This window comes from Pontimicrobium sp. MEBiC06410 (assembly GCF_053601615.1).
The window spans coordinates 16,215-37,692 of the sequence record NZ_JBSHNT010000128.1 but is presented as its reverse complement, the minus strand read 5'-3'; the positions used below and the strand labels follow the sequence as shown (position 1 = coordinate 37,692).

The following is a 21,478-nucleotide window of genomic DNA, read 5'->3' as shown; positions in this document are numbered from 1 at the left end:
TTATATACTGCTGTGGTAGTGGTAGTTGTGGTAAGCTAATTTTTCGTTTTTTTATAAAACTCATATTTTTCAAACAAAACACTAATTATCAACGCTTTACAATTTTATTAAAAATTGAAAATTTGTAGTATAATTATGGTACTTAATGGTAGCTAAAAACTAGAAAGTACTACAAGTGAAAAAAATATTTTGAAATCTTGTAGGAGTAAAATAAAAGCAACTACACAACTACACTTCTTAAAAACTACTACAAGCAACTACATTACGGCTTACTTTTATACCCTGTATTATATTATATATTAATAGTTTATACTATAAATATATAATATGTAGTAGTGTAGTTACTGTAGTTTTGCAAATAGGTAAGTTTTAAAACTGTACTTGTAAAAGCCTGTAAAAGCTTAATTTATAAAACTGATAAATTATTATTGCTAAATCTTAAAAATGTAGTTAATAAGTTATAAAGTAGCTGTAATGAGAGTAATCGACTACAATAAAAACTCATCTATACTAATATTATTTATTTACTATATTTAAGGTATAAGTAAAGTAGTGTTTACTTAATTAAGCTATAAATTAATACATGAAAATAATACCACCGCACCAAATAACCAGCGATATTTTAAATTTAATAGACAACTCTAAAAACTATCTTGTTTTAGTATCTCCTTATGTAAATTTTAAAAATTGGGACAGTATAAAAGTATATATTTTAAATGCTATAAAACGAGGTGTACAAATTGAGTTTTACACACGTTTAGATAACGATAATTTTAAAAGTTGGGAAACTATAGAGCAATTAGGCATAAAACCCAAACTAATTAAAAACTTACATGCTAAACTGTATTTTAATGAAACCACGGGCATAGTTACTTCTATGAATTTACTAACAAGTTCTAACAATAATGCTTTGGAGTTTGGCTCTGTGTATGACAAAGAAGAAGAACTAATAGAATTAAGACAGTTTGTAAAAAAACATTTAGAAACTAATCTAGAAAATACCAAACCTAGCGAAGAAGACAGATATTTTGCTAAAGAACGTTTTTCTATTATTCTATCTCATGCCCTATCTAATAAATTTAATAGAACTGTAAAAACAAGATGGAGAAACGGGTCTATTGAGTTTAATGTAAATAATCAATATTATTTTGAGGTAGACAAAGGCAGTAATATTGTTTACATAACTGGTATAGTATCGGGCTTAGAGTCTGAAAATTTTAACGACTTTAAACAAAGTTTAAATATTAACAGATTTGAAGCTTTTGTAACCACAAGCACTATTTATATAGCTTCTACTTTTAAACTCTCTAATAGCAACTTAAACTTTATATCTATAGCCGAAAAGAAAAGACTTATTGAAGCAACTGTACTGTTTGTAGAACAGCTTACTAAGTTTAAGAGAGCGTGTTATGAGAAGAGTAAAATATAATGGTAAGTCCTATGAAAAAAACAAATTATCTAAATGAGCAACAAATATTTAAAAATCTAACTTTTAATGAGTTTTTTTCTGAAGCTAATTTTACAACAAAAGAAGACATTTTATTTCACGAATGTATTTTCAATCAACCTCTAGCACTAACTAATATCAAAGCTAGAGAATTTAGTTTTTTCAATTGTAAATTTAATAATGATGTTATTATCTCTGATTCTTCATTTTTCACATCGGGATTTACAGACTGTGTCTTTGAAAAAGAATTAACTATAAATAATAATATTTACACTTCCTATTTTACAATAAGAAAAATAAATGCGAACAATATAAAAATAAGTGGAGAGTGCAAAAATCTTCAGATAGTTGAATCTAAAATTGAAGAACTAAATATTCTAGATATTAATACAGCTTATGCTAATAGAAATTCAAAAATTGAGTTTTTGGTCGATAACAATATTGATGAACTTAAGATAGAACCTCATTTGACTTTTTCACAAATAATATTTAAAGGAGGAAAATATCAGAATATATTTTTTGAAGGCACTTTTAATAACAGAATATTTTTTGAAAAGAAAACAAAAGTTAACTCTTTATTTTTTGAGTCTTCATATTTTAAAAAACGTATTGATTTTCAAGAAGGTAATTTTAATAATTTATATTTTTACAGAAGTAATTTTAATGGACTAATCTACATTAATGATTTTGATAACATCAAGATAACAGACTCAAGAGATTTATCAATAAATGAATTATGGCTACACTCATGCAATTTCGATAAAGATGTAAGTGTTAGCATAGGGCTAATTAAATATATAACATTATCTAATAATAACTTTAAACAACATTTTCACTTTAATAATTGGAAAAATGAAGATGATTTTTTGTTAGATTTAGAACCTGTAATGATTCGCTCTAGTGGAAATAATAGAGGAACTATTCTAATTGAGAGAACTTATTTAGATATTACTTTAGGAGGGATTAATTTTGGAGATATTTTCATTAAAGACTCTACAGCAGAGTCTATATTTATCCTAGATATAGATAATAAAGGTAGCCTTACTTTAAATAATATAAATCACTGCGATTATTTTACTATTCAAAATTCTGTTAGCGGGAAATTAAATTTTATAAACACAAATATTAATACTTTTAAAGAAATTGTAATTGCAGACAGTAATATAGAGAATACCAATTTCACCAAATACCCTAAAAAAATATTATCTTATAGTTCTAATCCTAAAGTTGGGTATGGATTATCTGATAAATCGAAAAACAAAAGTAATCTCAAAAGTATTTATAATCAATTAAAACAAATCGCAAAGAAAAAAGGAGATATAGACATAGCCAATAAATATCAATCACTTGAATACAAACAATTACTTTTAAGCAAACGTATTAGTTCCGATACTTTTCTTTTATTTTTAAATTGGATTTCCAACAATAATGGTAGAAGTTGGTTTAGAGGAGTTTTATTTACTTTTTCAATAGGCTTTATCTTTTTCAATTTTTATCTCTATGTTCTAGGCCTTTCTTTTAATTATAATGAACACTTAAAAGAGTTTATTATCTTCTTTACATCTTTCCCTAAGCTTCAATTAGATAAATACGCAGAACTAAATGGAATTTGGCAAGCTAGTCTTATAATATGGTTATCTAGAATATTTATTAGTTATGGCATATATCAAACTGTTTCTGCTTTTAGAAAGTATGGAAAGGGATAGATTACATAGAAGTTAATAACTCTATTTTATATCCTTAAAACTCATTATTAATAGCTCCAATATTTGCTATTATTTTAACGTTGCTAATATTATCTTTTTTATAAATTGAATTACCATTAGATTTTAAATCCCTTAAAAACAAGTATCCTTTTGTTTGACCTATAAATACTAAAGTGTCATTTGTTTTGATTAATTTATTGTCATTTATAAACGAAACTTTAATATCTGGTTTTCCAGATAAAATTTTATCAGCTTTTTTAGTTTTTTGATTCCACAATATTGGTATTAGAAAAGACATTGCAAAAGCATAAATCAAAAGTAAACTTACAGGACTTTCTTTTTTAAATGATAAATAAATTGATAGAAGTAACATTATTAAACCCCAAATAAAAATTATAACTGTAAATTCCCTCATATAAAAAGTTTTAGTTATAGCAAAAATAAAAATTAGAGATAGAGGCGCTATGAATAAAATGGTTATTAATATTGTAGCTAATACTCTACGTATTTTTTTAGTTTTTTTATAAAAATATATTTCTCTGCATTTATTTTTTGGAATTTCAGAATTCTCTAAAATATTCTTTACCCCTCCAAACAAAGCGTAACTAGCTCCAAATAATCCACTCATATATATTGAAAATATAAAAAATATAACGATTAAGATTGAACCTATTGGTAAAAATATAAATAAGTACTCTTCAAAATTTAAATATGGAGCTATTTCAATATCAAACTTACTATAGAATATAGATTTTTCTGTATAACCGATACAGATTAAAACAATATAAGCCAATGGCAGTGCATGTGAAGAAAGTTTCCACTTTGTTTTATTTTCTTTATCACTCATTTATCAGATTATTACTTTTTATATTATTTAAAATTAATATAGACGCAAGTTAGTAAAAAAAGTATGTGAAAGTTATTTTAGTTTTATCTCTAAAACTAAACTATAGGCATAGTTCTTAGCTTTTTTTCACAAAAAATTAAATTCAGGAAGATTTGGCTAATTCAAAACAAAAACAATAGGCACTAAATACTCAAAACCTTCAATTATAATAATTATTCTTAAAAGTTATAACACTAAAAAGTGTTACCTATGTGTTACCCCAAATAAAAAAGCCGACTTAAAAAAGTCGGCTTATCTTTTGTTGTGCGGGCGGCGAGACTCGAACTCGCACACCTCGCGGCACTAGATCCTAAGTCTAGCGTGTCTACCAATTCCACCACGCCCGCAAAAGATTAGTTACATTTCTGTAACGAGGATGCAAATATAGTTAAGAATTTTAATATAACAACTAACACTTAAAAAAAAATAACTTTTTTAAACAACATTATAAATACCTCAATTATTATAAAAAGAGATAGCTACACATATAATTATTTAATGGTATAACATAACTATTAAATTACAAGTTATTAAACTTAACGAAGCAGTAACTAGTACCACTATAATAAAATGAGGCAAATATCTTTTTTTCATATTTTTTATTTATTGCATTTTAGCATGTTAAGTCTTGTAATAGCACATTATTTAACCACTAACACTATAAAACACAATGTAGGTATGTTTATATCGAAGCGTTTACACTCGCAACAAATATTTTTTTAGAAAGAAATGTAATCCTAATGTAATAGCAACTTTTTAATGTAGAATACTAATTCTTTTTCTTTATAGTATAAACAAACAAATAAGGTTAACCCCTACTTTTTTTTTCAGATTATTTTATTTAATCATTCGCTTTGTTATTAAAACAATAACCTACCAAACATTCTATATTTATATGAATTCTCTATGACTTTGCTTACTTTTAGAAAAAATTTATATTCATAATTATGCAAACCATTCAAGATTATATAAAACAACATAAAGATCGATTTCTCAACGAACTTATCGATCTTTTAAAAATACCATCTGTTAGTGCAGATTCGGCTTATAAAGACGATGTAATAAAAACGGCAAACGAAGTTGCATCTAGCTTAAAAAAGGCAGGATGCGACACTATTGAAATTTGTGAGACCGAAGGTTATCCTATTATTTATGGAGAAAAAATAATTGACAAAGCCTTACCTACAGTATTAGTCTATGGTCATTACGATGTGCAACCAGCAGACCCATTAGAACTTTGGGATTCTGCTCCTTTTGAGCCTGTCATTAAAAATACAGCGTTACACCCAGATGGCGCTATTTTTGCGCGTGGTGCCTGTGACGATAAAGGTCAAATGTACATGCATGTAAAGGCTTTAGAATTTATGACCTCTACAAACCAACTACCATGTAATGTTAAGTTTATGATAGAAGGTGAGGAAGAAGTAGGAAGTGTAAACCTTTCCTCCTTTGTAAAAGAAAACCACGAGAAATTAAGTAACGATGTTATTTTAATTAGTGATACAGGAATGATTGCTAAAGATGTACCGTCTATTACAACTGGCTTACGTGGTTTAAGTTATGTTGAAGTTGAAGTTACAGGACCAAACAGAGATTTACACTCTGGGTTATATGGCGGTGCAGTAGCAAACCCTATTAATATTTTAACCCAAATGATTGCTTCATTACACGATGAAAACAACCATATCACTATTCCTGGGTTTTACGATAATGTAGAAGAACTCTCTACAGAAGAGCGAGCAGAAATGGCAAAAGCTCCCTTTTCTTTAGACAATTATAAAAAGGCATTAAATATTAACGCCGTACATGGTGAGGCTGGCTATACAACAAATGAGCGTAACTCTATAAGACCAACTCTAGATGTTAATGGTATTTGGGGTGGTTATATTGGAGAAGGTGCAAAAACCGTTATTGCAAGTAAGGCCTATGCTAAGATATCTATGCGTTTAGTTCCAAATCAAGATTGGGAAAACATTACACAATTATTTAAAACGCATTTTGAAAGCATCGCACCAAAAAGTGTTACTGTAAAAGTAACCCCTCATCATGGAGGACAAGGTTATGTAACGCCTATAGATAGTATAGGTTACCAAGCGGCCTCAAAAGCTTATAAAGATACATTTGGCAAAACACCTATTCCACAACGCAGTGGAGGTAGTATTCCTATAGTGTCTCTTTTTGAGCAAGAATTAAAAAGTAAAACTATTTTAATGGGCTTCGGTTTAGATAGTGATGCTATACACTCACCAAACGAACATTTTGGGGTTTGGAACTACCTAAAAGGTATAGAAACCATCCCTTATTTTTATAAACACTTTACAGAGTTATTTAAATAAAAAAGCACTAAAACTCTTATTTTTAGGAGTTAATTAATTTCCAAAAAAGCATCTACCATATTTTATTGTAGATGCTTTTTTACTTTTACTATTATTTTTTCTTATAAAAAACACTTCTACATTTGTAGAATACAATTTTATATTCTACATTTGTAGAGTTAAATATAAAAAACTGATAACTTATGCGCCTTTCTAAAACTGAAGAAGATTTAATGAACCACCTTTGGAAACTAGAAAAAGGGTTTATGAAAGATTTACTAGAAGCATACCCTGAGCCTAAACCTGCTACTACCACTGTTGCTACTTTGCTAAAACGCATGACAGACAAAGGGTTTATAGATTATATACGCATAGGCAACTCTAGGCAATATTTTCCATTAGTAAAAAAGAAAGATTACTTCTCAAAACATGTTAATAGCTTAATTAAAAACTTTTTTAACGATAGCAGCTCACAATTTGCTTCTTTTTTTACAAAAGAGACCAATTTATCTAAGGAGGAGTTAGAAAATTTAAAAGCTATTATAGACGACGAAATTAAAAACAAATAGTTATGCTAATATTTATATTAAAATTTAGTGCCTGTTTAGCTATTTTTTTAGCTTTTTATAAGTTTTTACTAGAAAAAGAAACCATACATAGTTTTAAACGCTTTTACTTAATTGGTGCTTTATTATTATCATTTATTATTCCTTCTATAACTTTTATAGAATATGTAGAGCCAGCTCCAGTACTTGGTACATTTAAACCAATTATAGAAGCTATTACAACTCCAGAAAGTAATACCATAGGAGAACCTGTTAATTATCTTCCCATAATATTATGGAGTATATACGGATTGGGAGTATTTCTTTTTGGGTTAAAATTTTGTATTAATTTATTTAAAATCACCTATAAAATAAAATGCAATCCAAAGTGTAAAAATAATATATACACTAATGTTTTATTAAAAGATTTGATAACTCCACATACGTTTTTCAATTACATTTTTTTAAATAAAAACAAATTTGAAACACAACAAATCCCTAAAGAAGTATTACTGCACGAGCAAGCACATGCAAAACAAAAACATAGTATAGACATTATATTTATAGAAGTATTGCAAGTATTATTATGGTTTAACCCTCTTATATATCTATGTAAGCAGGCTATTAAACTAAACCATGAGTTTTTAGCAGACATGGCTGTTTTAAATCATGGAATTAAACCAACAACATATCAACAAATGCTATTAACGTTTTCATCAAACGTAACAAACCCACAATTAGCAAATGCCATCAATTATTCATTAATCAAAAAACGATTTACAATTATGAAATCAGAAACATCAAGAAAAGCCATTTGGCTTAGAAGTTTATTAATGCTTCCCCTACTAGCAGGGTTACTTTTTAGTTTTAGTACTACTAAAACAGTAGAAAAAGAAATGACACCATTAATAAACACAACTAAAGAAAAAATTCCTGTTTTAAATATCAAGCAGCAGCCATTACGTTTAAAACTGAATGGTAAAGTAACAACACTAAATTCATTAAGCAAAGATTTTAAAGCAATCGTTGGAGAAAAGCGTACAGATTTAAGAATTAATGTTAATGGAGGTATAAATATGTCTCTTATTAATGACATACAATCGAAATTAAAAAAGTATGTAAACCAAATTAAATTATCACAAGGAGGCTATATTATAGATACAAGTCTAACAGATAAAAACGATGTAAAAACAATCCCTGTTGTTAATGGTATTAAATGCGATAATTGCACTTTATTTTTATCTAAAAAAGGAATTGAAGAATTAATACTTTCAACTACAACAAGAGAATCTATAATAAAATTTAGAATAAAGTTTCCGGGAAAACCAACTGAAAGTATTAAAAATAATACTACTAAAGGTAATGCAAAAGTAAAAAGCTATTTAACAGATGCTTCTATTGGTACTATGGTTCAACTTTTTGATATTAAAACTAAAAATGAAACCTTAACGCCTGTTATGATACAATTAGTAGATAAAGCTAGTCCTAAATACTCTAAATCTCCAAAAGTAAAAAAGGGTGAGTTATCCGATCTACCACCGCCTCCACCACCGCCAGCTCCTATAGTTGTTAAAAAGAAAGGTAAAAAATCCCTAAATGAAGTTATAGAAAACACTCCTAAAGGATTAAAAACAGGGTATAAAATGATTAATGGAGAAAGCCATTATTATATTACTTATAAAAATGGAGTAACTATTTATTATAACAAGTTAGGTCAAGCAGTAAATAAAAAAGGAGAACTTCTGCCACCTCCACCGCCACCGCCACCAGCTCCAGAAAAAGAAATGAAAACTGGATCTATAGACATTAATAATAAAAAGCACTATTATACAACCATTAACAATAAAACAAGGTATTATAATCGTTATGGAGTAGAAACCGATAAAAACGGCAAAGAACTTATACCAAATAAGCAAGTAAACGCCAGTGATGTTATACCAAATGCTAACATTAGTAAAGTATACTTTAATGATAAAGTTGTTAGTGAATTTAAAACTGATAAAAAATTAGCTACAGCAACCATACCTGAAGTTCCAAGTATGTTACAGCTAACTAATAAAGGTGCTATTTTTTATTATGAGGGTAAAAAAATAACAGGTAAAAAAGCAATTGACCTAGTAGACAATAATAAGGATTTAAATATTTTAATTAGAGATATAGACTCTAAAACTCCTATAGTAAAACTCTCCAAACAACCTATTAGAGTATAACATTTAATAAGAGCCTCGATATTCGAGGCTTTTTTATGTAACATTTTTTAATTTTTAGCGTTATTATAGCAATCAATCATTACTCTATCAATCAAATTAATCGTTATGTTAAAACAATTTTTTATTATCTGCTCTGGGGCAGATACCGATATTTTAAAAGATTCTTCTATAGGGGAACAAAATAAATATGCAGGTATTGGCGCTACTGTTTTTTTTACGGCATTAATGGCCGCAATAGCATCTAGTTACGCCCTTTATACCGTTTTTGACAATCTATTTGCAGCAGTAGGCTTTGGCATAGTCTGGGGCTTATTAATTTTCAACCTAGACCGTTTTATAGTCTCTACAATAAAAAAAAGAGATAATATTATAGATGAACTTATTCAAGCTTCGCCTCGTTTACTATTGGCTGTAATTATAGCTGTTGTAATTTCTAAACCTTTAGAATTAAAGATTTTTGAAAAAGAGATTAATCAAGTGCTTTTAGAGCAAAAAAACGATTTAACATTAGCTAATAAAGATCAAATAGCACTACAGTACAATCCAAAAACTGAAGCTCTACAACAAAACATAACTGCATTACAAAATGAAGTAACAAGTAAGGAGGCAGAGGTTAATGCACTTTACGATATTTATATTAACGAGGCTGAAGGCACTGCAGGAACCAATTTATTAGGTAAAGGCCCAGTTTATAAAGAAAAACGAGAAAAACATGATGCAGCTTTAGCAGAGTTGCAAACATTAAAACAAGATAATAAAGCAAAAATTGAAGCTACTGAGGCTGAAATATTAGCTCTAAAAACCGAATACGACACAAAAATAGCCCATTCGCAACCTATAATAGATGGGTTTGATGGCCTAATGGCTCGTGTTAATGCTTTAGGTACATTACCGTGGTTACCTTCTTTTTTTATTTTTCTATTGTTTTTAGCTATAGAAACCTCTCCAATTTTCGCAAAATTATTATCTCCTAAAGGTGAATACGATTTTAAATTAGAGGATCAGGAAACTGCAATAAAAACAATAGTAGAGCAAAAAACTCAAGAGCGTAAACTTATTCTAAAAACCGATTTCGAGGTTAACGACAAAGTCTATAGTGCTATTGCAGAAGAGGATGAACTTTATAACTATAAACGTAAAAAAGCTCGCGAATTAATGCAAGCTCAAGCCGATGCCTTTTATAAAAAGCAACAAAAGTTATTATAATTAAAAAGAGATTATATACCTATTTCAAAAGGGTTTTCTATAGAAAAAGCTGGTTTTGTAAACCATTTTGGTCCATTTTCCGTCATGTAAATATGATCTTCGTGTCTAATACCAAATGTATTAGGTACACAAATCATTGGTTCGTTACTAAAACACATTCCAGGTTTTAAAATAGTTTTATCATTACGTACTATATATGGCCATTCATGTATATCTAAGCCTATACCATGACCTGTTCTATGTGGTAAACCAGGTAGTTTGTAATCTGGTCCTAAATTATAAGATTCTAATACTTTTCTAGACGCGATATCTACAGATGCACAAGTACTCCCTATTTGCGCAGCATTAAATGCTGCTTGCTGAGTTTCTTTTTCTATAGTCCAAATACGACGTTGCAAAGCATTAGCCTCACCAAAAACATAGGTTCTAGTAATGTCTGATATATAATCATGTAATACACATCCTGTATCTATTAAAACAACTTCATTTTCTTCTAAGTTTTTTGGGTTTTTAACACCATGGGGAAAAGATGAATCTACTCCAAAAAGAACTATACAAAAATAAGACCCAGAGCTAATACCATATCGTTTATGTGCTTCATTTATAAAATCTACCACTTCTTTTGCACTTATACCTACTCTTAAAATTCTAGCGGCTGCTTTTTGTACTTCTAAAGTAATATTCATAGCTTCTTGAATAATAGCTATTTCTGCTTTAGATTTTACCATTCTACAACCTGCAGTAATTGACTTTGCATCTACAAGTTTATAAGCATTACTCTCATTTACAATACCGTTTGTAATAAAAAAAGGAGTCGCTTCGTCTATAGCTATTTCTCCATTTTTTATACCCTTCTTTACAAGGGTATCACAAAATAATTGATAAGGGCTCTCATGTTCTTCCCAGCATTCAACAATACCTTCTATTTGCATAAAGTCTAAAATAGTTCCTTTTTCAAACTCTGGGGCTATATAGTGTAACTTTCCATCATCAAATAAAATGGCTCCTACCATACGCTCGCTAGAGTGCCATTTGGTTCCTGTAAAATAAAACAAATTTGTTCCTGCATGTAGATACATTGCTTTAATGCTGTACCGTTTCATAAAATCGACAGCCTTATCTATTCGGCATTGAAACTCTTCCTTTTTAATTGGCGTTACAGTATTGGTTCTTGGGACAATAGCGTTTAATTCAGCTTCAATTGTAGAACCTCCTATTCCTAATGTGGTCATAAATAAGTTTTATTTTTATTAATAAAACATCAATAAATCATTGGTGTTTTCGCTCTAAGTTATTCTTTAAAACCTTCTATCTGGATGGAAAGGGCTTAAATCTAAACTCGCTTTTTGGTCTGAAATAATTTCAGAAACTAATTTACCTGTTGCTGGCCCCAAACTCCATCCCATCATAGCATGGCCTGTTGCTATTGTTAGATTTTTACATTTAGAAGATTTCCCTATATATGGTAAGCCATCTGGTGTACATGGACGCAAACCACATGCTGCATTAGTTTTTTCTTCTGTAGTAATATTTATGTGTTTATAATAGTTTTTTGCAGCATTAGCTATAGCATTTACTCTTACTGGATTTATTCTGTTATTTATACCTCCTATTTCCATTGTTCCTGCAAAGCGTGTAAAATTTCCCATTGGTGTTACGGCTACTTTAGCTTCACACAGAATGGCAGGAATAGTAATGTTAGTTTCTTGATTTACATTAATACGATAGCCTTTTCCTGCTTGCACAGGAATTTTTAAGCCTATTTTTTTTGTTAATAACGGACTCCAACTTCCTGCTGCTAAAACAACTTCGTCTGCTTTTAGTCGTTGTTTATTAGTTATTACTTCTGAAATAAATTCTTTATTTAATTCTATATCTTTTACTGCTTCATTAGCATAAAAAGTAACGCCTCTAGATTTTAAATAGGTTTGCATTTCTTTCATGAAATCACCAGGTATCATGTGCGCATCAGAATCGTAATACACGGCTCCTTTTATATTTAAATTAGCATTAGGCTCTATTTTTTCTACTTCTTTAAGTGTTAAAAGTTTCACTCCTAATCCTTCTTGTTGCCCTCTCTGTCCTATTTTCCATTCCTCTTCTCCTACTTTATCTGTTTGGTAACACATTAACAACCCTTTTCTTTCATAATGAAAATCAAAATCGTGAGTTGCTTTTATGGATTCGTATAATGCTCTACTGTATAAATTAATGTCCTTAATAACCGGAATAGCTTTTTCTACTTTCAAAGTGGTTGAAGACTTCTTAAAAGCCCATGCCCATTTTATAAAGGCTGTATCTAGTCTTGGTTTTACATAAAAAGGACTTGTAGGATTAAACATCCATTTTAATCCTTTATTAATCATTCCTGGGGCTGCAAATGGCACAAAATGACTTGGTGTAATATAACCTGCATTTACATAAGAGGCTCCGCTTATTAAATTAGATTTATCTACTACCGAAACTTTGTGCCCTTCTTTTTCAAGATAATATGCAGTGCTTAAGCCTATAATTCCTCCACCTACTACAATAACACTTTTACTCATTTCTTATTCCCAATTGGTATTTTATTTCCTAAATGCTCTACATAACGCTCTATTTTTCATAAAAAATACGCAGTAGTATTATACAAAGAGCATCGTAACAGTTTTATTTACTATTTATTAAATTACTTGAAAGCCATGTGCATACGGATCATCTTCGTCATCTATAATAATCGTATTATAGCCATACACTTTTGCCCAACCTTTAATGCTAGGTACTATGGCCATTTTACCATCTAAAGTGGTTTCTTCTTCTACGCAGCCTATAAACTTACTGCCAATGTAGCTTTCATGAATAAATGGTTCTCCTTTTTTTAACTTTCCTTTTGCGTATAATTGTGCTATTCTAGCAGACGTTCCTGTACCACATGGGCTTCTGTCTATTGCTTTATCTCCATAAAAAACGGCGTTACGTCCCGAGGATTTTGGGTCTATAGGATTGCCTGTCCATAACATGTGGGTTACATCTCGTATTGTATCATTTTCTGGATGAATAAATAAGTCTGGATATTTTTCATTGATACGATCTCTTACTACTTGAGAGTATTGAATGATTTGGCTTGCTGTAAAATTATGCACACCTGAAAAATTTTGCTGTGGGTCTACTATTGCATAGTAATTTCCACCATAAGCCACATCAAAAGTTAATGTTCCTAATTCTGGACAGCTTACTGTTAAGTCTTCTGCTGCTAAAAAACTTTTAACATTAGTTAGTTTTACCCAATCGACTTTTTTACCTGTTTGTTGATATTCTATATTTACCAATCCTGCTGGGGCTTCCATTTTTATTTCCCCTGGTGTTTTTGGTGTTACTAAACCTTCCTCTATGGCTATTGTAATTGTACCAATGGTACCGTGTCCGCACATTGGTAAGCACCCAGAAGTTTCTATAAATAGAATTGCAAAATCATTTTCGGGATTATGGGGAGGAAATAAAATACTTCCACTCATCATATCATGTCCGCGAGGCTCAAACATTAACCCTTTACGAATCCAATCGTATTCTCTTAGAAAGTGCTGGCGTTTTTCACTCATATTAACACCTACTAAATCTGGCCCTCCTCCTGCAACTACTCTTACAGGGTTTCCACATGTGTGTGCGTCTACACAAAAAAAAGTTTTACGCGCCATTCTTAAATTTTATCAGTAGTTTTTACATTATCTACTGTCCTTAGTATATTTAAGGGGTTCTCATTTTTTAACTCGTTTGGCAATAATTCGTTTGGCCATGATTGAAAGCTAAATGGTCTTACCCATCTTTTAATAGAGTCTACACCTACTGCTGTAAATCTAGAATCTGTTGATGCTGGATATGGTCCACCGTGTAACATTGATGGGCAAACCTCAACACCTGTTGGTACGCCATTAAAAATAATACGACCTACTCTATTTTGTAATGCAGAGACTATATTTAAATTATTAGGTAATTCTGCTTCGTTTGCTATTATTGTTCCTGTTAATTGTCCTTCTAATTTATGTATTACTTCTTCAAGTTCTGTTTTGTTTTCACATTCTACCATTAAAGAAAATGGTCCAAAAACTTCGTTATGTAGTGTTGGATTTTCTAAAAAAGTAGTTCCTTTTACTTTAGAAACAACTTGCCTTGCATAATTAGATTTAACTTCTGAATCATAATTTGCTACGACACTTAATTCTGGTTGCTCTAATGCTTTTGTTTTATTGTTTTCATAGGCTCCTATAATGTTTGGGTGTAACATACAAGATGGTTCTACTTTTACAATCTCTTCTGCTAGTGTATTTGTAAATTGATTTAGTCCTTCTCCTTTAACGCCTAATAATAGCCCTGGATTTGTACAGAATTGTCCTGCTCCTAATGTAATAGAGCCTGCGTAAGTTTTGGCCCAATCGTTAGCTTTTTCGTTTAAAGCTTCTGGTAATAAAACAACAGGGTTAATGCTTCCCATCTCTGCAAATACTGGTATAGGTTCTGGGCGTGTGGCTGCTAAATCGTAAATTGCTCTACCACCTTTAATACTTCCTGTAAACCCAACACCTTTAATGTTTGGGTGTTTAACTAATTCTTGCCCTACTTCTATTCCACTACTATTTAAATTAGAAAACACTCCGTTTGGCATTCCTGTTTTTTCTGCTGCTTTTATAACTGCTGAGGCCACCATTTCTCCTGTTCCTGCATGCATTGGATGAGATTTTACAATTACTGGGCACCCTGCTGCCAATGCAGCTGCAGTATCTCCTCCTGCTGTTGAAAATGCTAAAGGAAAATTCGAGGCTCCAAAAACGGCAATTGGCCCTAGTGGTACTAACATTTTACGCAAATCTACTTTTGGTATTGGTTTACGTTCTGGTTGAGCTTTATCTATGCTAGCTTCTACCCAAGAGCCTTCTTTTATATGATTTGCAAATGTTCGCAATTGGCCTAGTGTTCTCCCTCTTTCTCCCATTGCTCTTCCTGCTGGCAATCCAGATTCTGAAGTATATACTTCAAGTAATTCTTCTCCTAAAGCTTCTATTTCATCTGCAATAGTATTTAAAAACAATGCTTTTTCTTCTCCTGTTTTTTTTTGATATTCTATATAAGCTTTTGCGGCTAAAGTTGTTGCTGTATCTACTTCTTCTTTTGTTGCTTCTGTGAATATATTATCGTTCTCTTTATTTAACTGAGGATTGAATGTTTTGTATGTTTTCTCTCCTTTTGCTGAAAGGGTATTTCCTATATAATTTTTTCCTGTAATCATCCTTAATTATTTTTTAAATGTTTTTTCAAACTTACTGGTTTGTAAGCTATTTTTTAATATTCGAAAGGCTTAACCTATTAAGTCCAGAACTTCAAGTCTTTCTTTTGCCAGAATATATCTTGCACGGACATCATCAATTTGCTGTTGAGTTAATTTCTTACCAAAAGTACGAAGCCCTCCAGCAACATCATTATGATGAATTCCCATAGCAAGCTTAAGGTATTCCATAAGCAACGGCTGAGCATCAAGGTACGATAATGAATTTAAAGCCTGAGAAATTTTCTTTGCCTCAGCCCATTCTCCATTTAAAACATATTCCTGCATAGTAACACTTGCTTTTGGGAATATAGTACCTACACCTGTAATACCACCACTTGCTCCTGCGAGTCCTGCATATACAGTGACTGTGTCTACTCCTGCCAAAACTTTTAAATCTTTGTTCTCTAACACCAAGGTTTCAATAATTGAAACATCTATAGTCGATATTTTAAGAGCAGTTACCTTAGGAAGAACAGAAAGTCTTTTAAGAAGGTCTATTGAGAGCGGATGATAACCGGCTGCATCAGGATTATTATAAGGCATAATTGTTACGCCTACATCTTTTGCCGTTGCTTCAGAAAGTGCATAGTACTCATACATTTCTTTTTCAGAAGGAACCGCCTTAGTTTTTGGTGGCATGACCATGACTGTATCAACTCCAACTGTTGCAAGTCCTTCAACTATTTTAGCAAGTTCTTCCTTAGTTTCTGATGCTGCTCCGCTAATCAACGGGACATTGTATTCTTTAGCAACCTCAGAAAGGGATTTAAGTAAGGAAAGACGTTGCTTGGTGCTCAGGTAGCTATTCTCACCCAGAGTTCCAGAACCGACAAGTCCGCTCATTCTACTTCCACCCTTTCCTTGAGCTTTTAAAATACCTGCTGCCTGTTTTTGTGTTGCATCAAGGTCAATCTCAAGAGCGCCAGATTTTGACTCTTTCAACCATGTAAATACGGCTGGCATTACGCCATTCCATTGTATGCTCATAAAATTCTAATTGTTTATGGTGTAAATGTACTTCTGCTATTGTAATTTAAATATTTGTTTTTTATCCAATTATAATACCATATTATCCATTTAATTTAATTAGCTAGTATTTATGAATATTATTTGATTAATTTTATACTTTAGATTCAATTTAAATGAAAGTTTTACCCTTTAAAATACCTAAACCTGAACATGACGCTCTTGTCTATCAAGAAGACATTGGTCCTATTTTTTATAACAAACTACATCAGCATGAAGAAATCCAGATTAGTTTTATTGTAGAAGGCAAAGGCACACTTATTGTTGGAGATACTGTAAATGATTATAATAAAGGAGATCTTCTAGTAATAGGAAGTAATCTGCCACATGTTTTTGAAAGCGATAGTCATTCATCACCGCAATCGCAAATGTTAAGTTTGTTTTTTACTAAAACAGCTTTTGGCTCTCATTTTTTTAACCTCGAAGAATTAAAAGAATTAAATTCTTTTTTTAAACGTGCCACTTATGGGTTTAAATTTATTTCTGAACCTGAAGTCATTAAATCTATATTTCTACGTCTTAAAAAGGCTTCTAAATTAGAACAATTTATGTCTTTATTGAAGCTTTTAAAATTAACTTCTGAAGGAGATTATAATAGTTTATCCTCATTTATTTACGACAAAAAATACAATGCAATTGAAGGTAAACGCATGCAAAACATTTTTGAATATACTATGAAGCATTATGATAAAGACATCTCTTTAGATACTATTGCCAGTGTAGCTTCTATGACCAAAAATGCTTTTTGCAAATACTTTAAAAAAAGAACTAATAAAACTTATTTTAGATTTTTAAGTGAATTACGTATTGAGTATGCTTGTAAGTTAATGGAGTCTCACAATGATCTTTCTATTTCAGAAATAGCTTATAAGGCTGGGTTTAAAAACATATCTAATTTTAATAGACAATTTAAAACTATTAAATTAATGACACCTACTAATTATAAAAAAAGCTAGTATAAAACTGTTTACCCATTTTAGGGAGACTTACAGTATTATATTTTTTTAACGTAATCTGTAATTATTACTATTTGAGTTGGTCCAACTTTACCTTCTATATATTTCTCGTTTTCATGGTCTAAAGATATACGCCTTACAGCGGTTCCTTGTTTTGCAACCATACTAGAGCCTTTTACTTTTAAGTCTTTTATTAAAACTACAGAGTCTCCTGCTTGCAACACAACTCCATTGACATCTCTATGAATTAATTTTTCTGGATCTGCTTCGCCTTCTCCTGTTGCTTTTGCAAATTCTAAAACGTCTTCTTCTAGATACATCATATCTAACAAGTCTTGAGGCCATCCTTCTTTTCTAAGTCTAGATAGCATTCTCCATGCTGCTACTTGTACTGCCTCATGCTCGCTCCACATGCTATCATTTAAACATCTCCAGTGGTTTGCATCTGTTGTTTCTGGGTCGTCTATTTGATTAACGCAGGTTTTACATGCTACTATAGATTTTTTTAAGTTTTGATCTTTATGCGGTGCTAAGGTATAGATTTCTAAATGCTCATCGTTACTACATAATTCGCATTTATTGTCTGCTCTTTTTTTAAGTTCCCTTTCTAAACTCATAGTTAAATTTTAAGGTGTAAAGATAAGTTTATTATTCATTATTATTAAGTGTATCTCTAACCTTTTTAGGGAGTCCTTTTACGACCATATTATAAGAATGATCTATTAATTGTATTATAAATTGGGGTTGTAGTTCGCCTTTGTGTATGTATACAGAGTTCCAATGTTTCTTACTCATGTGCCAGCCTGCCTCGATACTTTCATATTCTTCTCTAAGCTCAACTGCATATTGTGGATCGCATTTTAAATTTAAAGATGCTAAGCCTCTTTCCCATTTTGCTAATGGTGCTAAAAGAAACATTTTACCTGCTACTTTAAAAACTAATGTATCCTGATCGAAAGGAAAAGTTTCTGTTACTTGAGGTTTATTCAAACAGTATGTTCTAATTTGTTCTATATCCATTAAATAAATTTAATACATTTATTTAATATTGTCCTTAGAAATTTCTTTTGTTGATTTAGATTTTCTTCTTGGTAAATTATGTAATCTACGCTCTGTTGTTTTAACAATTGGAGGAATGTCTAAACTGACTAAAACTTCGTTAATGTAAAGTAACACTCTATTCATATATAGGGATTTATTGGCTTAAACTTTTTATTAGCGCTATTAATAAAAACATATAATCGGAGGGAGAGGGATTAATAAGATACTAAAAAAAGAAATATGATACCTATTAAAACTCTAAAAATAGATGTACTACACTTTAAATTAATTTTTCAATTCTTTTTTGTAGTCTTTTTCGCTCAACTCTAATGCAGAATAATCTAAAGTCCAGCCAATTGTTTCTACTATATTTTCTATTAATAGAATAGATTCCAAAGCTTCTTTTTGTGCCACTTGATATAGACCACTTTCTGGAACTTTATCTCTAATATGCTGCTTTGCTTCGTTATGTAAGCTTGTTAAATCATTAGCTTCAAACTTATTGAAAAGTCCATCTTTTTTATCGTAGTAGTTTATATTAGTCTCAATAGATAGTATTTCTGCTTGGGGAAAATGATTTAAAACTAAGATTTTAGATTTCGTATTGGCTTTCATATCTACTTTTGCCAAATCAAAACCTACATGCGCTTTTGCATTAACTACTACAAGTGCTTTTTTTCGGCTAGATACTAATTTTAAAAACCGTTCTTTTACGTCTTCGTAATGGTAAATCTCTGCAAAATCGCCTTCTACAGTAATAAACTTACACACTTTTTTTATTTTATCTAACAAAACTGCAGATTGGTAATTTGCAAGTTGTTTTGCTTTTATATGTTTTATGTATGTAAACACTCCTAATGAGGCTAGTGCTCCAAATATGGTTCCTAATAGTGTTTCCATTATTCTACTTTATATAAAATGGGTTTACTTGGTGCTGCATCATTTTCAAAAGAGGCAATTTGTAAGTTTAATATGTAAATTCCATCTTTAATTTTATTTGCAACATATATAAATTCTGTTATTGTTGCCTCTGTTCTTATCTCTCTTTTGGTGTTCCAAAAGGCGTTATGTGCTAGTAATTTACCATCATCTTTTTCTTTATCTACGCTTGGTAAATCTATAAGTAGGTGTTTTATTCCACAATCTCTAATGTACGCAGCTGCATCTTCTGCCAAATAGGGCCAGTTTGTATTAGAGTATTGTCTTGATTTTTTATCTTTTGTATTAGGCATTGTACGAATTACTAATGCTTCTGCTGTTTTATTTTTAATTAAAAACTGAAGTTGTTTTTTAGATATTACATAATCTTCTCCTATTAATTCTGGTGCTACAGATACAACTTCGGCTAGAAACATAAATTGTTTTAAGCATTTGTTAATGCTGTAAAAATCTTCTGTAATATGGCCTACACACTCGGTATGTGTTCCATGGGCATGTGGATTAAATGCTATATTATTAAAGTTTATTGAAGCGCCTTCTTTTACGCTAGCAACCCATTCTCCCATTTTTACGGGTTCTATTTTAGGCTCATCTATATACCACGCATTTGCATTTTTTTTTGAGGCTTTTAGTGTTATGGAAATATCTAATGGTTTCGATAAGTCTATACTATATTTTTTATTGTCTATGGTAATTACTGTATTCAATAGTCGTTAATTTTAAATAAATCTGATGCGATGCCATCGCTTAAAAATTTTCCTTTTGCTGTTACTAACAGTCTACTGTCTTCAATATACAACAATTGTTTTGTTATATACTTTTTAGAGACTTTTAAAAGGTATTCTTCGTACTCTTCACCAAAATCGTGCCTAACTTTTTGTAATGACACGCCCCATATGGTTCGCAGTCCCGTCATTACGTATTCGTTATATTTATCTGTTATAGTTAATGTCTCTATTTCTGATGGTAGTGTTTTACTTTCTAATGCCTTAATGTATTTTGAGTTATTCCGCACATTCCAACTGCGTTCTTCTCCATTAAATGAGTGTGCCGATGGGCCAATACCTATGTATGGTTTTCCTTGCCAATAGGCCGAATTATTTTTACTAAAAAAACCTGCTTTACCGAAGTTTGACAACTCGTAATGAATAAAGTTTGATGCTTTTAATGTTTCTATTAAAATATGAAATTGCTTTTCTGCTTTATCATCATCTACATTATCTATAATTCCTTTTTTTATAAAAGAGGCTAATGCTGTTTTTGGTTCTACGGTTAGTGCATAACTCGAAATATGATTAATACCAAAAGACAAAGCGGTTTCAATATTTTCCCTCCATTGAGCATTAGTACTTCCTGGTATACCGTAAATTAAATCTAAAGAAATGTTATTGAAATATTGCGTTGCTATTTCTAAGCATTTTTTTGCTTCTACTGCATCATGCGCCCGATTCATAAGTTTTAAATCGGCTTCAAAAAAAGACTGAACGCCAATACTTAAGCGGTTTACAGGGCTTTGAGATAATTGAAGAATAATTGTTTCTGTTAAATCATCTGGGTTAGCTTCTAACGTAATTTCTGGGTGTTCTGAAACTTGATAATTATTATAAACTACATTAATAATTTGCTGTAATTCTTCGAGAGATAATAGACTTGGTGTACCGCCTCCAAAATAAATAGTTTCTACTGTTGTTGTTTTAAACTCATGTTTACGCAACTCTAGTTCTGTTATTAAAGCTATTATTAATTCATTTTTCTTTTTTAAGGATGTCGAAAAATGAAAATCGCAATAATGACAGGCTTGTTTACAAAACGGGATATGGATGTATATTCCTGCGATAGTTTTAGTTTTTTAATTAAACTTATATAACAATAAGTTAAAAGCACTTTTTTAGATTAAAATTT

Annotated in this window: 19 protein-coding genes and 1 tRNA gene; 7 read left to right on the top strand and 13 right to left on the bottom strand. The window is 30.7% G+C overall.

Annotation, left to right across the window (positions count from 1 at the left end):
* Positions 1-583: 583 nt before the first annotated feature.
* Complete coding sequence (locus ACVC08_RS01995) at positions 584-1,429, top strand: phospholipase D-like domain-containing protein (RefSeq protein ID WP_452600800.1); 846 nt, start codon at positions 584-586, stop codon at positions 1,427-1,429.
* 11 nt (positions 1,430-1,440) lie between these two features.
* Positions 1,441-3,153: a hypothetical protein gene (locus ACVC08_RS01990; RefSeq protein WP_452600799.1), complete on the top strand. Its 1,713-nt coding sequence runs from the start codon at positions 1,441-1,443 to the stop codon at positions 3,151-3,153.
* 34 nt (positions 3,154-3,187) lie between these two features.
* Here ACVC08_RS01990 and ACVC08_RS01985 read toward each other — a convergent pair whose 3' ends face one another.
* The gene (locus ACVC08_RS01985) at positions 3,188-4,000 is read right to left on the bottom strand and encodes a hypothetical protein (protein ID WP_452600798.1); all 813 of its coding nucleotides are present in this window, start codon (positions 3,998-4,000) and stop codon (positions 3,188-3,190) included.
* 304 nt (positions 4,001-4,304) lie between these two features.
* Positions 4,305-4,386: transfer RNA gene (locus ACVC08_RS01980), tRNA-Leu, on the bottom strand.
* 600 nt (positions 4,387-4,986) lie between these two features.
* On the opposite strand from ACVC08_RS01980, the gene ACVC08_RS01975 reads away from it, so the two are divergent.
* From ACVC08_RS01975 to ACVC08_RS01960, 4 genes are all read left to right on the top strand, one after another.
* Positions 4,987-6,375 carry a dipeptidase gene (locus tag ACVC08_RS01975; RefSeq protein ID WP_452600797.1) on the top strand — a complete coding sequence of 463 codons (1,389 nt, stop codon included), beginning with the start codon at positions 4,987-4,989 and terminating at the stop codon, positions 6,373-6,375.
* A gap of 182 nt (positions 6,376-6,557) precedes the next feature.
* Positions 6,558-6,923 carry a BlaI/MecI/CopY family transcriptional regulator gene (locus tag ACVC08_RS01970; protein WP_452600796.1) on the top strand — a complete coding sequence of 122 codons (366 nt, stop codon included), beginning with the start codon at positions 6,558-6,560 and terminating at the stop codon, positions 6,921-6,923.
* Positions 6,924-6,925: 2 nt separating this feature from the next.
* Complete coding sequence (locus ACVC08_RS01965) at positions 6,926-9,109, top strand: M56 family metallopeptidase (protein WP_452600795.1); 2,184 nt, start codon at positions 6,926-6,928, stop codon at positions 9,107-9,109.
* Positions 9,110-9,214: 105 nt separating this feature from the next.
* Positions 9,215-10,315 (top strand): DUF4407 domain-containing protein, encoded by a 1,101-nt coding sequence (locus ACVC08_RS01960; RefSeq protein ID WP_452600794.1) that lies wholly within the window; start codon positions 9,215-9,217, stop codon positions 10,313-10,315.
* 11 nt (positions 10,316-10,326) lie between these two features.
* Here ACVC08_RS01960 and ACVC08_RS01955 read toward each other — a convergent pair whose 3' ends face one another.
* From ACVC08_RS01955 to ACVC08_RS01935, 5 genes are all read right to left on the bottom strand, one after another.
* Positions 10,327-11,547 carry a M24 family metallopeptidase gene (locus ACVC08_RS01955; RefSeq protein ID WP_452600793.1) on the bottom strand — a complete coding sequence of 407 codons (1,221 nt, stop codon included), beginning with the start codon at positions 11,545-11,547 and terminating at the stop codon, positions 10,327-10,329.
* Positions 11,548-11,613: 66 nt separating this feature from the next.
* Positions 11,614-12,861, bottom strand: coding sequence for an NAD(P)/FAD-dependent oxidoreductase (locus tag ACVC08_RS01950; protein ID WP_452600792.1), 1,248 nt, complete (start codon positions 12,859-12,861; stop codon positions 11,614-11,616).
* A gap of 117 nt (positions 12,862-12,978) precedes the next feature.
* Positions 12,979-13,989 carry a 4-hydroxyproline epimerase gene (locus tag ACVC08_RS01945; protein ID WP_452600791.1) on the bottom strand — a complete coding sequence of 337 codons (1,011 nt, stop codon included), beginning with the start codon at positions 13,987-13,989 and terminating at the stop codon, positions 12,979-12,981.
* Positions 13,990-13,991: 2 nt separating this feature from the next.
* Complete coding sequence (locus ACVC08_RS01940; RefSeq protein ID WP_452600790.1) at positions 13,992-15,575, bottom strand: aldehyde dehydrogenase (NADP(+)); 1,584 nt, start codon at positions 15,573-15,575, stop codon at positions 13,992-13,994.
* 69 nt (positions 15,576-15,644) lie between these two features.
* Positions 15,645-16,601, bottom strand: coding sequence for a dihydrodipicolinate synthase family protein (locus ACVC08_RS01935; protein WP_452600789.1), 957 nt, complete (start codon positions 16,599-16,601; stop codon positions 15,645-15,647).
* Positions 16,602-16,756: 155 nt separating this feature from the next.
* Here ACVC08_RS01935 and ACVC08_RS01930 point away from each other — a divergent pair, with 155 nt between their 5' ends.
* Positions 16,757-17,596: an AraC family transcriptional regulator gene (locus ACVC08_RS01930; RefSeq protein WP_452600788.1), complete on the top strand. Its 840-nt coding sequence runs from the start codon at positions 16,757-16,759 to the stop codon at positions 17,594-17,596.
* A gap of 38 nt (positions 17,597-17,634) precedes the next feature.
* On the opposite strand, the gene ACVC08_RS01925 is transcribed toward ACVC08_RS01930, so the two are convergent.
* The 6 genes from ACVC08_RS01925 to hemW form a co-directional block, all read right to left on the bottom strand.
* Complete coding sequence (locus ACVC08_RS01925; RefSeq protein WP_452600787.1) at positions 17,635-18,213, bottom strand: PhnA domain-containing protein; 579 nt, start codon at positions 18,211-18,213, stop codon at positions 17,635-17,637.
* 31 nt (positions 18,214-18,244) lie between these two features.
* Positions 18,245-18,616 carry an MmcQ/YjbR family DNA-binding protein gene (locus tag ACVC08_RS01920; RefSeq protein ID WP_452600786.1) on the bottom strand — a complete coding sequence of 124 codons (372 nt, stop codon included), beginning with the start codon at positions 18,614-18,616 and terminating at the stop codon, positions 18,245-18,247.
* An 18-nt stretch (positions 18,617-18,634) separates the two neighbouring features.
* The gene (locus ACVC08_RS01915; RefSeq protein WP_452597508.1) at positions 18,635-18,781 is read right to left on the bottom strand and encodes a hypothetical protein; all 147 of its coding nucleotides are present in this window, start codon (positions 18,779-18,781) and stop codon (positions 18,635-18,637) included.
* A gap of 141 nt (positions 18,782-18,922) precedes the next feature.
* Complete coding sequence (locus ACVC08_RS01910; protein WP_452600785.1) at positions 18,923-19,537, bottom strand: DUF4230 domain-containing protein; 615 nt, start codon at positions 19,535-19,537, stop codon at positions 18,923-18,925.
* The gene (locus tag ACVC08_RS01905; protein ID WP_452597506.1) at positions 19,537-20,283 is read right to left on the bottom strand and encodes a cyclase family protein; all 747 of its coding nucleotides are present in this window, start codon (positions 20,281-20,283) and stop codon (positions 19,537-19,539) included. Before ACVC08_RS01905 ends, ACVC08_RS01910 begins: the two co-directional genes overlap by 1 nt.
* Complete coding sequence (gene hemW / locus ACVC08_RS01900) at positions 20,280-21,413, bottom strand: radical SAM family heme chaperone HemW (RefSeq protein WP_452600824.1); 1,134 nt, start codon at positions 21,411-21,413, stop codon at positions 20,280-20,282. Before hemW ends, ACVC08_RS01905 begins: the two co-directional genes overlap by 4 nt.
* Positions 21,414-21,478: the final 65 nt, after the last annotated feature.